Origin of the sequence: Flavobacterium sp. (assembly GCF_035456225.1) — a bacterium.
GTDB lineage: Bacteria > Bacteroidota > Bacteroidia > Flavobacteriales > Flavobacteriaceae > Flavobacterium.
This window is the reverse complement of the sequence record NZ_DATIDM010000040.1, coordinates 1-15,376: the sequence shown is the minus strand read 5'-3', so window position 1 is coordinate 15,376 and position 15,376 is coordinate 1. Positions and strand designations below refer to the sequence as shown.

Sequence of the window (15,376 nt, the reverse complement as noted above, 5' to 3'; positions counted from 1 at the left end):
CGAACTCATCTCTTCTACAACGGATATTGCCTTCTTTATCAACCAATGCAAACATTCCGGAATGTTCAAATCCACCGTTTGCATTTATATTTTCGCCTGCATAAAGATTAAATCCTGTTTGGGCTAATTTATAAATGTATGTTTTGTCCCCCGTGAGAAAATGCCAATTATAATGTTTAACCCCCAGTGTTTCAGCATGCTCTTTTAAATGTTCCGGAGTATCTTTTGCAGGATCAATCGTTATGGATGCGATTCCGAAATCCGGTTTTCCATAGAACTCCTTTTGCAATTGCAACATGTTCTGATTCATTTTCGGGCAAATGGTCGGACAGGTCGAAAAAAAGAACTCTATCACATACACCTTCCCTAAATAATCTTTGTTGGAAATTTTCTTATTGCTCTGATCTGTTAATTCAAATTTCGGAACCGGTCCGATGGTATATAAATCCGATTTCTGGAATTTAGCCACTATTTTCGGAACGGACCAAATACCAAACAGCAATACGATGAATGAAATCCCTATATAAGATTTATTTTTCATTACAATTATATTTTTCTTTTGTTATTTCTTTTCAGTTCCAGGCGGTATTCGGCTAAAATAATTTTGACATCATCCGACATTTCATTGTGAAGATCGGCTGCCGATATAGCATTATACCCTTCTTTATATTCTACTTCACCTTTTTTATTTTTCCCTTTTCTGCCTCTAAGGTTCAAATCTTTATCCACGATGTAAACATTGGACGTGGCCAGATTTTCATTCAGTTGCCCCACAAGTTTCAGTTTAGAGTAAAACGTTTTTATCTCTTCCGGTTTAGCGAAAACGAAATGCCACTTGGACAAATCCGAAATCCTGCCCAATTCTGTCATCAGTTCTTTAGCCTGACCTTCAGCACCTATTGGAGCTACCATCACAACCTGAAAATCCTGAAACTCTTTATTTTTATTGTAGATTTTCTGATCCAGATTAAACGAATTTCCTTTTTCCTTTAAAATTTCAGAACCGGGAAAACCAAGTATGGTTATTTTTTCTTTAAGACTTACGGGTTTACCGTCTAATGAAGTCCATTGGGATATCTCCGGCACATTAGATGTAAGTGTGGGCAGTTTAACAAAATTATTTACGCCAGAGGAAAAGAAAAGGTAGGCGCAAATAGGCAAAGCGAACAAAACGGTCAGAACAATATATTTTTTCATGCTAGAATACTGATTACTTGGGTGCAAAAATAAAAAAAGGTACACAATAGTGTACCTTTTTTATAAGTTAATATGTTCTTAAAATATCCATTTATAATGAGAAGTTTTAAACACATCAAAAACATAATTACCTTCTACTAGTAAGATGAACACTAAATAGAGTATTAAAAAAACAAGCGGCCCAACAATTGACGTTCTTAAATTGCTTTTCTCACCTTCCAAGTGCATGAAAGCCCACATAATGTAGTAAGCTTTAAAAATAGTCAATATGATGAATATCCAGTTTAACAAATTCATTGACAAAAGCTCCGGTTTATATAGCCAAAGCGGTTTGTGGATTCCCAAATAAACCTCTACGATAGTTATTACAGACAAAAGTCCGAAAACCATCCAAATTCTTTTTGTATTAGATTCGTGTGCGTGTCCCATGATTCTTTCTTAATTATATAAATTACACTAAATAGAAGAATGTAAATACGAACACCCAAACTAAATCTACAAAGTGCCAGTACAACCCAACCTTTTCAACCATTTCATAGCTTCTTCTCTTCTCATATGTTCCAAGGATTACGTTGAAGAAAATCAAAATATTGATTAAAACTCCCGAGAACACGTGGAATCCGTGGAAACCGGTAATAAAGAAGAAGAAGTTAGCAAATAATTTGTGCCCGTATTCGTTATGTTTCAGGTTAGCACCTTCCACTACCAATTGAGCATCTTTCAAACGCTCTAAAGACTCTTCTCTGGTTAAAACAGTTTTCTTCTTATCTTTATTGATATGTTCAGAACGGATCAGAATGTTCGGATTTGCTTTAAAGCCTTCCACAACTTCTGCCACAGAATAGTTAGCGATTGTTTCTCCGCTTTCGAACCAAACTCCCAGTCTTCTTTCTTTCTGAATTCTCTCTTTTGGCAAATGAGCCGCGAAATCAGCTAAAGCAACTCTTTTCCCGTCTTTGTCTACAAACTGAAGAATAGAACCTCCTTTAGTTTCAATAGCTCCATGAGAACCCTGAATAAAGTTTTTCCACTCCCATGCCTGTGAACCCAAGAAGATAATACCTCCCAAAATGGTCAAAAGCATATAAACTGCAACTTTGGTTTTTTTCAATTGATGACCTGCATCAACTGCCAATACCATAGTAACAGAAGAGAAGATTAATATAAAAGTCATTAAAGCCACATAGTACATTGGCGCATCTACACCGTGCAAGAACGGAAAGTGTGTAAATACTTCATCCGCAATTGGCCAGGTTTCAATAAATTTAAATCTTGAAAAACCGTAAGCAGCAAGGAATCCAGAGAATGTTAAAGCATCCGATACGATAAAAAACCACATCATCATTTTGCCATAACTTGCTCCCATTGGCTCGTTTCCGCCATCCCAAGTTTTTTCGTTAGTAGCTGTTGTAGTAACTGTCGCTCCCATTGTAAAGTTATTAGTTAAAAAGTTCCCAAATTTACATTTTTTTTCTATTTGTAGAAATAGAAAAATAAAAACAAGTACAACCACAAGAAATCAAGAAAGTGCCAAAACATCGCACCAAGCTCAATACCAAGGGTTTGACCAGAATTGTATTTTTGTTTAAAATGATTATAAATTATAATTAAAAGCGACACAAGTCCTCCAAAAAGGTGCGCCAAGTGAACCATAACCACTACATAAAGAAACGAAGTGGTGATTGTGCTTTCACTTCCGGTAAAAAAATATCCCGAAGCAATTACCTGACTAAAGCCTTTAAATTGCAGAAAAACGAAAGCCAAACCTAAAACCAAAGTAGCTAAAAGATACATTGTTGTAGCTTTTCTGTTATCTTTTTGAATTGCTTTTTTTGCCAAATGAAAAGAAACACTACTCAACACCATAACCACGGTACTGGCGATGAAGGCTGACGGCAAAGTAAAATCATTTAACCAATCCGGTCTGGATTTACTAATCACATAAGCACTGGTTAATCCGGCAAAAACCATCAAGATGCTTATCATTGCGAACCAAAGCAGCATCTTATAAGACTTTGCCTTTCTATCGTTGTATTCCTGAAGTGACATTTCCATAACTCCCATTATCTTAAAAATTTATCTATAACATATACTAACTGTAACAAAGAAATATAAGAAACGCTTACCAACATAAGTTTTCTGGCCGCTTTCTCATCCATTTCCTTGTATAATTTTACCGCAAAATAAAGCATCCATAAGCCCAGTAACAATACGATGCCGGCTGCGATATAACTTAATTTCAAATCTCCTGTAAACCCTAATACCGGCAGCAGCGAAGCTATTATCAGCCAAACGGTATACAAGATAGTTTGCAAAGCGGTTTTCTTGTCCTGTTTTCCGGTTGGCAACATAAAGAAACCTGCTTTTTCATAATCTTTATACAAAAACCATCCTATGGCCCAAAAATGCGGAAACTGCCAGAAAAACTGAATCAAAAACAAGGTTCCTGCTTCGATTCCGAAATTATTGGTAGCCGCAACCCAGCCTAACATAAAAGGAATGGCACCGGGAAACGCACCAACAAAAACAGAAAGTGGCGTAATCGTTTTTAAAGGGGTATAAACACAGGTATAAAGAAAGATTGAAATCGCCCCAAACATAGCAGTTTTTGGATTGATACTGTACAAAATCGTCAATCCGATAAGCGTAAGGGCAGTACCAAGAATAAATGCATTTTGTTTTGTTGTCCTTCCGGAAGGCAATGGCCTGTTCTTGGTTCTGTCCATCAAAGCATCCAAATCTTTCTCAATGATCTGATTGTAAACATTAGAAGCACCCACCATACAGTAACCTCCTACTGCAAGCAATATAAAAGTCATCCAGGAAAAAGGAAATTCATCAGAAACCCCAAGAAGATATCCAACGATAGAGGAAAAAACCACACTGACAGCCAATCCGGCTTTTGTGATTTCTTTAAAATCAGTTAGTAAAGACGTCAGGGTTAACGATTTTTTCGAAGTATCCAATGCAATTTTCATTTAATTTTCAAAAGGGTGGGCAAATATACTTCAAAATTTATATTTCTCAATAGCAATCCTTTAAAATCAAGTTTCAAAAAAAGTTTTAACAAAAAAGGCAAGCTTTTCAGCCTGCCTTACTTTTTTTATTATGTCAATCTTATTATTGTTCCAAAATTTTCTTTAAATCCTTCAGCCCGGTTTCCAAATCCCCTCCCAATTCCTTTTCCATATCCACTGTTAAGAGGAATAAATTCATAGGATAATCAAGATGGCCTTTAAAACCCCATTTCACTTTAGTCTGGTTCGGTGTAAGATCATCCGTTGTAAAGTAAGCATCATCTTCCGCTTCAAAAGGCTCTTTGAAACGCAATTTCAAATCAATCCTTTCATTTTCAGTTATCTTCATAATTTCCTGTTCACCCTTGCCCACTTCATTATTATCACTGTCCCAGGAATACACAAAACCTACTTCACCATCTGTACCTTTGTATTCTTTTTTAGCATTAGGATCTTTTTTATTCCAAACACTGAAATTATCCTGGTTCTTAACCATTCGTATGTATTTAAAAACTTCAGCCTCCGATTTATTGATTATAATCTCACGCTCCATGGCGTAGTCTTTTTTCACAAAAAGCCCGGCAACCATTAAGATGACCGCAATGGCCAGAACAAATAATAGTAGTTTTTTTAAAATTCGCATACATTTAATTTTTAAAAGTTGGCAATTAAATGTACGAAAAAAATTTATAAAATATTAAAAATCGTAATACCAGTTAAATAAGTCAGAACGAAGACCTATAGAAAACCACGTTGTACTTCTGCGTGTAATTACTAAAGTCTCACTACTAACTTCAGCCGTCGGATCAAAATTTCTGTAAATCAGGTTACCGAAAATTTTAAGATTCATGGCAGGATTGACCACGTAACCAGCCTGTAAATCGGCAATCAGTAAATTGGTTTTATTTCCCTGGCCGACTTTTACACCCGTTTCGGCATAACGGTCTGCTTCATAAGTACGATAAATATCCCCTCCATAATTAGAATAAGGAACTGAAACCCCATCGGCCGGTTTTTCGAAATCGAATCCTTTTACTCCATAAGTAAACTTCGTATTGGCAAACCATCTTCCTTTATAATAACGGCCTATTAGCGCCAACTCATAAAAATTTGCTCCCCACGGGTGCGCCATACTTTGGTTGTTGTGACCGTAGTTGGTGATAACATTACTATGAGAATACGTATATGGACGAACCAGATTGAACTCTGACTGCAACATCAGGTTCTTAACTTTAAAAGCATCATAGTATTTCGCCCCTAACTGATAGGCAAATTTATTCTTCCAACTCTTATTTCCGGCTTTCATATCATCCAATGAAAACTCGTCCAGGAAAAACTGTCCGTATAAATTCACCCTGCTGTTCCATTTGTATTTTGACGCGAAACCTAATGTGGCATTTCCACTTTTTGAAGAAGATGAAAACTCCACGGAACGGAAGAAGATTATCGGATTCACAAAACTCATGTCAAAACCTCTGCCGTTTGTGTCTGTCCAAACAACCGACTCGAAAAGACCAACATTGAAACGTTTGGAAACATTCCAGCTCAAATAATGATTGGCCATGTATTTCGACCCATAGGTACCATCAAGATCATCGGTAGCTTCAGGACGCACATCCTTCAACCACATATACGTATTGGTATATTTGATTTTCCAAAATGTGGTATTGATTTTAAAATACGGATACGGACTTGCGGCATCACCGGTAAATAAAGAACGATAACCGTCTCCGATGAAATTACGTCCGTAACCCAACTGAAGATTGATAAATTTAGCAGGCGCAAACATCAGATTCGCATCGGCTGAAGGAAAGTCGTAAGCATCTGTTTTAAAATCCTTTGCAATACCAATTCCAGGTATAATCGCAGGATTTCCGCCAGCAGGCCTAATGGATTCAGCATACTCGTTGTAATAATCCGCGAATCTACCCTGGCTTTCAAAAATAGAGGTTGTAAAAAATAATTGTTCTCCAAGGCCTCCCTGTACATTAATCCCACGAGTGTTCACAAAAGTATTGTCAACGGTTTCACTGCTGAAATCTTTACCTAAACGAAAATCAAAAATCGGATCCATGGTAAACCAATAAATATCCCCTTGAAGCGCGATCAAATGCTCATTCCACAATTTTCGACCAAACCAAGACTGCTTGTTAAGCAAATTCTTTTTATACGTTGCTTCTAAATCCTGATATTTTGTGACTTCTGTATAAACATAAGGTTTTGAAGCCGTGTGATTGTTCGTACCAACCTGGTTCAAAGACGGATCAAACTCACTGTAAACAGCATGTGTAAAAGGAATATTCAAACTGCTCTTGTACTGTGGATTGTCGAATTTCTTATACACTACGGATTCATATTCCTTTGACTCCGACTTCGGATCGATTACCGCATTTTTATTTCCCTGATCCATTACTACCGGAGCTCCAAAAACAGCGGGTTTAACTAAAGGGATAGCAATTTTGATTGAATATTTAGAATAGCTGGACCTTCCGTCGTATTTTGAAGGTTCTATTTTCGGCAACAGCGAAAAAACACGCTTTGTCTCCTCTGATAATTCCGGATACGGAGCATCTGCATACAGCACTTTGAATGTCCCGGTAGTATCGACTTCGAAAAGGGCAATTACTGAACCCTTAAAATTTTTATCGGTAACAGATTGCGGCACTTTAAAATTCGTGTAAACAAAATTTTGAAGAGTATTGTAAAAACAAGCCTCTTGCTGGCTAACTGTTGACATTTTACATTCAGGAAAAACAGGAAATTGTTCCGTCGAATGGGTTTGTGCAGTAATAAATTGGCAAAAGCCGAAAGAAAAAAGTAATGCTATTAAATATTTCATTTGTTTTTAATTGCTTTATAACAGTCAAATTTTTTTAGCTGAATTCAATCAACGAAAAAAATCTGCATTTAGTACTCATTTTGCGAAACCTGTCCGTTTGCTATGGCTTTAGCCGATGACGTTCCGATTCGTTTTACCCCTAAAGCAATCATCTCCAGAGCTTCTTCGTAAGTCCGCACCCCTCCTGCCGCCTTTACAGACAACGGAAAAGCATTTTCGATCATTAATTTAACTGATGGAATTGTAGCGCCATTAGGCATTCCGGGATTCGTTGTATAAAATCCGGTTGAAGATTTCACAAAGACATTTGCATATTGCTCTTCTTTAAAATTAGCAACAACCATATTTTTTATAAGTGCTGTTAACTGCACAATCTGATGATCATTCAGCGCAGCCACTTCTATGATCCATTTGACAATTCGGTTATGGGAAAGCCCAAGTCTTGTTCCTTCCAACACTTGTTTTTTCACATAATCCAATTCCCCTCTTTTAAAAGCTTCATAATTCACAACAAAATCAAGGTCATTGGCACCATTGGCAATAGCCGTTTCCGCTTCCTTAAGTGCGTCTTCTAATAATCCGTCTCCATTTGGAAAATCAATAACGGTACCCACATCGACTTTAGAATTTGAGGCTGTGATCATTTCTTTAGCCAAGGCCACCATATCCGGGCGGATCATGATAAGCTTGAATTTTTCATCAATAGCTTCCTGCACAAAACTTCTAACTATCTCGATGTTTTGAGCTTTGGTCAAACCGGCTTGAGAAGCGGTTTTCAAATAGGTTGAATCCAAATATTGTCGTATCTCCATGCGATAAAAATAAAAAAATCCCACCGAAGTGGGAGATTTATTCGTACTATTTTTTTAAGCACTTAATTTCTTTAGTCTCGTTATAAGAAACAAAGCTATGACAGCGATCACGCTACCGGACATATTGGCTAGGACATCTAACAGATCTGCCTGTCTTGACGTGGTGAAAAGTCCCTGACAGATTTCAATAATTCCGCCATATAAAAAGGAAGACACCAAAACCACCAAAGCCTTTTGTATAAAAGTCCATTTAGGAAATTCTTTCGAGAGAAACAAAAACCATAATATAGAAAAGACCAAATAAAAAAAGGAGTGAATCGTTTTATCTTTACCAAAAACCGGTACCGTCGGCACTTTGTCCATACTAATCAGGCAGGCAGCCGCGATAGCCAACGTCCAAAGTATCGCTAAAAGAAAATTTTTCTTATGCTCCAATTAGTGCTTTATAATCTTCGCTTGACAACAATGAATCGATTTCAGAAGCATCTGAAATTTTAACTTTCACCATCCATCCTGCTCCATATGCATCTGAATTCACAGCTTCCGGAGTTGTTTCCAATTCTTCGTTGAACTCGATAATTTCACCTGAAAGTGGTAAAAATAAATCAGAAACAGTCTTTACTGCCTCAACAGTACCAAAAACTTCGTCTTTTGCTAACGTCTGATCTAACGTTTCAACTTCAACGTAAACGATATCTCCAAGTTCTTTCTGTGCAAAATCTGTAATTCCTACAGTTGCAACATCGCCATCAATGCTAACCCATTCATGGTCTTTTGTGTACTTTAAATTAGCTGGTATATTCATTGTGTTAATTTTTATTCGACAAATGTATATCTATTCGCGTTAACTATAAAATGTTTTTTCTTTAATTTCCAAAGTTATATCGTAACGTAAATCCGGAACGGATGTTTGTTATCGGGAACGTAGTGGATATAACCGCTTTTGAGAACGAATGATCGTAATAGAAAATCGCAGTCAGGTTCTTGCTGAACGAATAATCGGCTGTGAATTTAATTGACCAGATATTCTGACCACCTCCCAACTGATTGTTGTCATAATCCAAATAACGAACTATCGTTTTGTTGTTTCGGAAAGACACATCGGCTTTCAGGTTAATATCACTTTTAATAACACCCGACGGGTCATCTGCAAGAGACGAAGTAAAAGTAATGTCTTTAACACGGTATCCTAATCCTACGATGTACTCATTACCTTTAACCTCTGTCAGCAAATTGTTATCAAAACTTAATGACATTGCGCGATCACGCTTCATTTCCGCAAGGACTTTAATCGAACTTTTCATTTCAAAATCCATTCGGATCAGTGGGTTGAACTGCTCTACTAAATTCACATTGGCAATAATATCTTTTACAGGATAATTAACCGTTCCTGAAGACACATCCGGATCTGGGTTTTCGTAATATTCATAGTTAGAACGATAGGAATTCAATGTGTAAGCCGCGCGGTAACCATGCTGTAAAGAGAAACGTTTGAACCTATCTTTAAACCAGCCATAACGCATTAAACCGGTATACTTAATATTCCAGTTAGGTAAAGGAAAATCCCTGAAAGGACCAGTCTGGATTTTTTCAGCATCAGTTCCTTTATAAGCAGCATAAAAAGCAGGAAGCAAAACTGCCTGACTGTTTTTACCATATCCTTTAGGATAACCTTCCGCATCAATATTGGCTGGGTTCGTAATATCAATTCCGCGTTCAGTCGCCAATCGGTTAGCAATTATTAAACGATTCGCTCTAAAATCCTCAAAGGCTGACGAAACATTTTCGTCACTTTTACTGAATGATGTTGCAATCAGAACGGTTGACATGGAATAATTTCCAAAACTGTATGGTGAGCGAGGATGATATACGCTGTTTTCATCTACATCATACTGTTCTGAAAAATTCTTACTCTTAAGCCAGTCTGCCAATAGATCTATTTTAAAATCAGGGAATAGCTCAATTTGCCCTGTTATATTCAGAACTTTATTGTTTACTTTGGTAAAGCTCTGGTTGAATTCCGGATAATAGGTTAACCAACCGTTTTTAGCGGCTTCATAACGAACATCTGCCTGACTACCCAAAACGAAACCTACGGTAGGTTTTGAGGTCCCAAGGAAACCTACTCTTGGCAAATATCCAGGCAACATCGTACCTTCCGTTTGCGTATAATTTACCTGTACCGTTTTTAATCCTGTAACGGCACCTATCAATATTTCCGAAAACAAACTACGATCCTCCGATGCATTTGTCGGTGCAGCCGTAACTTTCTGACCAGGTTTTGGTGTTGCAGGTTTTGCTTGCGGTTTAGCTGTTTTATTCTTTTTAGCGGTTAAGCCGATATATTTATAAAACAAATCCATGGTCAGGGTATTGTTCAGCTTATGGGATGCTGCATTCTGAATCGTATTCCCTAACGAATATTCAACCCCGTTTCCTTCATAAATAATTGACGACATAGCATCTGACGAACGTTGCCAGCTGTAATCACTGGTATAGGAGTAAACAGACTTAATGAAAGACAATACAGGAATCTTATTGATCGGCAGGTCATAATTAACTATTAACTGCTGCGTATGCAAATTAGATTCTCCAATATTGAAATAATCATCCCAAACAGTTAGTTCTTCAATAGGCATCTTGTTCTCATCAAAATAATTGCGGACAATATTGTTATTAGCCACATTATAACTGAATCGCAGTCCTTTTGAGAAACTGTAATTGAACCCGTAATTGTAATTATACAAATAATTTCTTCTGTAAAGCGGATCCAAACCAATACCTTCCACTTCAACCTGTCTGAATTCCTGTCGGTTATACTGACGAAGTATATTTGTAGAGAAGGAAACCGTCGTAGGCAGATAGCTGAAATTGAAGTCACTCAACAATTTCCAGTAACTGCTTTTCTTCATGAATTTATTAGTCTTGAAAGGCTCCACAGAATTCGGTTTGAAAGCAAAAGCATAGTCAACCGAAGATTTCACCTGTTGATCCAACAAACTCTTAATCTGGAAATCATGGTGTTCCATTTCATTAAAAGAATGTGAAAGTGTGAAATTTTCAGGATCATAGAAATGTTGTTTCTGCTCTGCTGTTCTTTCTTTTTTAACACCGATAAAATTAATACTGGTACGTTTGGTATAATCGATGGCACGATCTTCAATATTGGCACGCTCGGCCGCATCTTGTGTAACATCGAGTAGCGTTTCCAGCTCGATATCCTGATAAAAAGGGTCATACTTCGGCGTAATTGTTTCTTCTCCTACCGCATAATTGAACGGAATGGTCATCCCCCATTTCTTCGGAAGCAATTTCCCGGCATTGACATTAGTAACAAGATTATACTGAATCACATCTTCACGACTTCTTTCATTCGGGCCTTCTTCCAATCCGCCAAAGCCTATAGTAGTTCTTCTACCGGCAGCAGAGAGGTCTGCGAAATCAGCAAAGTTAGTATCCATAGCAGCAACAGCAGCCCAACCTCCTTTGTTATCCATGTCGGACATACGCAATTCATTAAACCATACCTCACCACGGATTGTTTTCCCCGGATTGGTTCTGTTTCTCACTCCGACCATTAACGTTCTGACCAACCCGAAATTCGGATTTCCTGCCACCCCGATTCTCAACAGGTTTTCTTTTCCTGCCAGAGAGCCGTCAAGAAAATCCTCACTAACAAATTGTATTCCATCAGTCAGATCATCATCCGGAGGAAGCGTCCCTTGTAAGGCTCTAATCTTTAACTGCGTAAGTAACGATAAAGCCAAATCAATCTCATTTGCGACAGGCCAAATTCTCGCAGGGTCAGTTTCCCCAAAGGCAGTTGGCTTCAATGGAATCTGAACTTCATAAAAATTTTGAGAAAAGTCGTTTCCGAAACGAATAAAAGCCACCATCTCATCATTTTGCAAATCACTACTGGTCTCTAACGATTCCGCATGTAAAAACATACGCAATTTCTTGAACTGACGCATATCTACACTCACATTCTTGAAAACGGAACGGGCATCTTTATCTTCCAATCCGCCTGTAGGCGAACCGTCTTTAGAGTAGACGCGCAACGAAAGTGATTGCTCGTTCTGGTCGATAATGGAGTTGTTGTTGTTTAACTGCTCACGTTCTACTCCCGGAGGCATTACGTAAGGAATTGGATTTCTGTCTCCATTTTCCTGAATATTCAATGAAGTCACATCAAAACCGGTATTATCATCGGTAACATCCGGGTCATTATTGTCCATAGAAGACAAATAACGTCTCCATTCGCCACGAACCAAATCCAGGGATCCGAAACGCAACGTTAACTCTTCTGGGAATTCAGTCAGGAACATTCGCATAAAACGAATCGAACGGAAATCGGATATCGAACCAACTGTATTGGCAGTAGTAGCCTCCAAAATCGGAACTTTATAAAGTACCCATCTAACTTTAGTTGTACCGTTGGTAATCGGCACAGCATCGTTTACTCTTGTATCTACAACATAATTCTGACCAATTACCGGATTCGGCAGAATCGGTATTTCAAACTTATAATAGGCGTTTATCGTATTCATGGTATTATCACGATTAACGTCTTCCACATCCGGCAACGTTGTAGAGCCTCGGTTAGTATCGGATAAGCTTACCGGCGAGTTTCCTTCCAAGCCATTATAGTTTCTATAACGCTCAAGTACGTTTCCACTCGCATTCAAATAATACTGATAGTTATCTGCGGAAGGGTCTGGATTTACCGCAAACGAAGGATATTTAACAATCTCTTCGGCATCCTTCAATCCATTTAAACCAACGTCTTGAACTGCGCGGTTGTTTTCATCCGAATCAAAAGCATAGATTAAAGATTGCGCAGAAGGTATATTACCCCAGTTTGTAGAATAGGTAGGCAATGTAGAACCAACTTCCGGCAATCCGTTTTCGTATAATTTTCTTCCGTCATTAAGGATATCTTCGGAAATTTCCCCTAAATTGATGGTCAGTTTACCAGTGTTCGTTAATGGAGTGGTATCACCCGGGTTTTGCCCATAATAAGGATCCATCATCCAAAACTGGATGTATTCCACATTGGATTGCTCAAAGTTTGTCGAGTTGATTGCACGCATGATTCCTCCCCAGTTGTTTTGTGGGTTGGCCAATGCATTGGTAGCAGGATTTGCCAGTGGACTGTAGTTGTACGGTCCTCTTTCAGCAGGATAATAAGTCAAATCCAACGTACTTACCACCGTAGACTGTCCTTGGGCAATATCTACATTCGGATACAATTCATCACTATAAATCCTTCTTACCCTGTTGTTAAGCATGTCTTCTTCCGAAATTCCGTCAGGTCGCTGGCTTTCTACATAAAACACCGGATCAATGGTATACCAGGACAATTTAGCCCTTTTATACCCTACAGACAAATCATCTGAAGGCGAACCGGAAGCTTCACCAGGAACACCATCCAAGTCACCCTCCAAAGGTGTACTTGCCAGGTACCAAGCCTGGGGAGATCTCATATCTATCGTAGATTGCGATCCTTCAAAATCGTCAATATAAATTGTAGCCTCACCGTTAAAACTGTCATTTTTAGGAGCATCAGGCATCAAATAAGCAATCTCGCCACGGAAAGAAAAATTAGACGGAACATCTGTATCGAGATTCGGCAACTTATTTACAAGACGTGTAAACAATGGGATTTCCGTTGAAAAATTACCGTTCAATCCGACGATTGTATTGTTTACTGATTCCTGTCCGTAATTGGATTTTTGGGTAAATGGCTTTTCAGACATACGAAGGAACGATCCTGCCAACTGAAACTTATCGGTGAATTTATGCTCTACGTTAACACCGAAAAAACGTCTTGTCTGCTGACCGAAAACCGAATTATTTTCAAGGGAAACATCTATCGGAGCATTGGCAAGTGTAGGGTCAAGAATTTGCACACGACCTCTTTGATAGTCTACGGTATAATCCACACCTTCCACCAAAATACGTCCGCCGGTAGAAACCACGACCGAACCTTGAGGTACATTGAAGGCTCCGATGGAAATACCCTCACCTCCGGTTGATTTAAATTTCCCTTTTAACTGAAACTTATTTTTTTCACTGTCCTGAAGTGCTAAAGCCTGGGTTTTATCGTATAGGTTTTTGAAAACGTATTTTCGCTGATTCGCATTATATGACAACGGATCTTCATAATCTTCAAAAGAAGTCGGAGATGCTTTTAGCTTATCGAACAACAACTTCCCAAAAGGCTCAACAGTTGTAAAGACAAGGCGTCCGTTTTGGGTATCAACAGTCATCCCCGGAATGAAATCGAAAAATCCGTCACCTCCTGTTTGAGGGTCATTTGTATAATTTAACTTATCCAGATTAAACACCTTCAACAAAGGAGTCTCATTAACATTGTTTTCAGGATTCAACGGATCGTTTGGCGGAAATGGTGTTCCGGGAACCGGAGTTATATAATTTAAAGGCGAAGGATCCGTATACAGGATATTGAATCGGAAATCCTCTTGAGACAATTGATAAGCGCCCGGAATCTGATAAATATTTTTCATCATTAAATTCCAAACCGGTTGATCAATATTGTTCAGGTTACTTTTTAACATTTTCAGAATCAAACTCTGTGTACTCGGTATACCGCCACTTACTTCGGTAGCATCGACTCCGTCCGTTCCAAATTCACCCACTTGATAAATTTCATCACCAATGCTGTACTGGTAAGCAACAGCTAACACTTCATCATTTGCCAATCGTTGGTTTAAGGAAATGTACCCTAATTGAGGATGGTATGTATAATCACTAGGCGATAATTTTCGGGCGTTTTCCAATTTCGCATAATCCCTTCCTTCCACGATGGCAACCTCCGGACTAAAACCATTGCCCGCTGTGGCGATATCCCTGATTGCAGGATTCAACAAACCTGTAGGATTTCCAATTAATTCAGGATCAAAACGGTTGTTCCCGTTATTAGATGGAGGAGCAGATAGAGGAGTCGGCGACAAATAGAAGTTATTGATATTCTGATTATCAACCCCTACCGCTGCATTGGAAACAGCATCACCGGGAGCAGTACCTGCCATACCTTCACCCAAATCCTGTAAAGCAAGAATGTTTCTTAAGTTATTATCCGTAGCATTTATGCGGTTCTGTTTATTCGTAATCCAGACTTCGATACGCGTAATCTGCACCCTGCTGTTGATTACAGGATAGGTTTTTAACGCACTGTCGTATTTATTTCGGAAGTACTGAGAAAGAAAATAATGTCGGTCATTATCATACTCTAACGCAAACAACTCGAAATCCTGTAATGTACCACCTCCTTGTGCGGTAACAGACTTCGTTTGCGATTTTTGTTCCGAGAAAACTCCCGTAACCGTTGTTTTACCAAACTGTAATTGTGTTTTAACCCCGAACAAACTTTGAGCTCCTCTGATTAAGGAACTGTTTAATGGAAAACTCACATTACCGACTTCAATTTTTCGGATAATATCGTCTTCCGTTGGAGTATATTCTAATTTTATCAGGTTCTGGAAAGC

General features: G+C 38.4%; 12 protein-coding genes. All 12 read right to left on the bottom strand.

What is annotated here, in order from left to right:
- On the bottom strand, positions 1 to 541 hold a 541-nt coding region (locus VLB74_RS02315; protein WP_325201859.1), incomplete at its 3' end, for an SCO family protein.
- A 5-nt stretch (positions 542 to 546) separates the two neighbouring features.
- Positions 547 to 1,197, bottom strand: a complete 651-nt coding sequence (locus VLB74_RS02310; protein WP_325201858.1) for a GNAT family protein — start codon at positions 1,195 to 1,197, stop codon at positions 547 to 549.
- A 78-nt stretch (positions 1,198 to 1,275) separates the two neighbouring features.
- Positions 1,276 to 1,626 (bottom strand): cytochrome C oxidase subunit IV family protein, encoded by a 351-nt coding sequence (locus VLB74_RS02305; RefSeq protein WP_325201857.1) that lies wholly within the window; start codon positions 1,624 to 1,626, stop codon positions 1,276 to 1,278.
- A 22-nt stretch (positions 1,627 to 1,648) separates the two neighbouring features.
- Positions 1,649 to 2,626: a cytochrome c oxidase subunit 3 gene (locus tag VLB74_RS02300; protein WP_325201856.1), complete on the bottom strand. Its 978-nt coding sequence runs from the start codon at positions 2,624 to 2,626 to the stop codon at positions 1,649 to 1,651.
- Between the two features lie 44 nt (positions 2,627 to 2,670).
- On the bottom strand, positions 2,671 to 3,252 hold the full coding sequence (locus tag VLB74_RS02295) for a cytochrome c oxidase subunit 3 (RefSeq protein ID WP_325201861.1): 582 nt from the start codon (positions 3,250 to 3,252) through the stop codon (positions 2,671 to 2,673).
- 8 nt (positions 3,253 to 3,260) lie between these two features.
- Positions 3,261 to 4,175, bottom strand: coding sequence for a heme o synthase (gene cyoE, locus VLB74_RS02290; protein ID WP_414655583.1), 915 nt, complete (start codon positions 4,173 to 4,175; stop codon positions 3,261 to 3,263).
- A gap of 142 nt (positions 4,176 to 4,317) precedes the next feature.
- Positions 4,318 to 4,857 carry an SRPBCC family protein gene (locus VLB74_RS02285; protein WP_325201855.1) on the bottom strand — a complete coding sequence of 180 codons (540 nt, stop codon included), beginning with the start codon at positions 4,855 to 4,857 and terminating at the stop codon, positions 4,318 to 4,320.
- 54 nt (positions 4,858 to 4,911) lie between these two features.
- Positions 4,912 to 7,053: a gliding motility protein RemB gene (locus tag VLB74_RS02280; protein ID WP_414655582.1), complete on the bottom strand. Its 2,142-nt coding sequence runs from the start codon at positions 7,051 to 7,053 to the stop codon at positions 4,912 to 4,914.
- Positions 7,054 to 7,121: 68 nt separating this feature from the next.
- Positions 7,122 to 7,865: a deoxyribose-phosphate aldolase gene (gene deoC / locus VLB74_RS02275; protein ID WP_325201853.1), complete on the bottom strand. Its 744-nt coding sequence runs from the start codon at positions 7,863 to 7,865 to the stop codon at positions 7,122 to 7,124.
- 54 nt (positions 7,866 to 7,919) lie between these two features.
- Positions 7,920 to 8,300, bottom strand: coding sequence for a VanZ family protein (locus tag VLB74_RS02270; protein ID WP_325201852.1), 381 nt, complete (start codon positions 8,298 to 8,300; stop codon positions 7,920 to 7,922).
- The gene (gene gcvH / locus VLB74_RS02265) at positions 8,290 to 8,670 is read right to left on the bottom strand and encodes a glycine cleavage system protein GcvH (RefSeq protein WP_325201851.1); all 381 of its coding nucleotides are present in this window, start codon (positions 8,668 to 8,670) and stop codon (positions 8,290 to 8,292) included. The genes VLB74_RS02270 and gcvH overlap by 11 nt, the downstream gene beginning before the upstream one ends.
- A 61-nt stretch (positions 8,671 to 8,731) precedes the next feature.
- A partial coding sequence (gene sov, locus VLB74_RS02260) for a T9SS outer membrane translocon Sov/SprA (RefSeq protein ID WP_325201850.1) occupies positions 8,732 to 15,376 on the bottom strand: 6,645 nt, incomplete at its 5' end.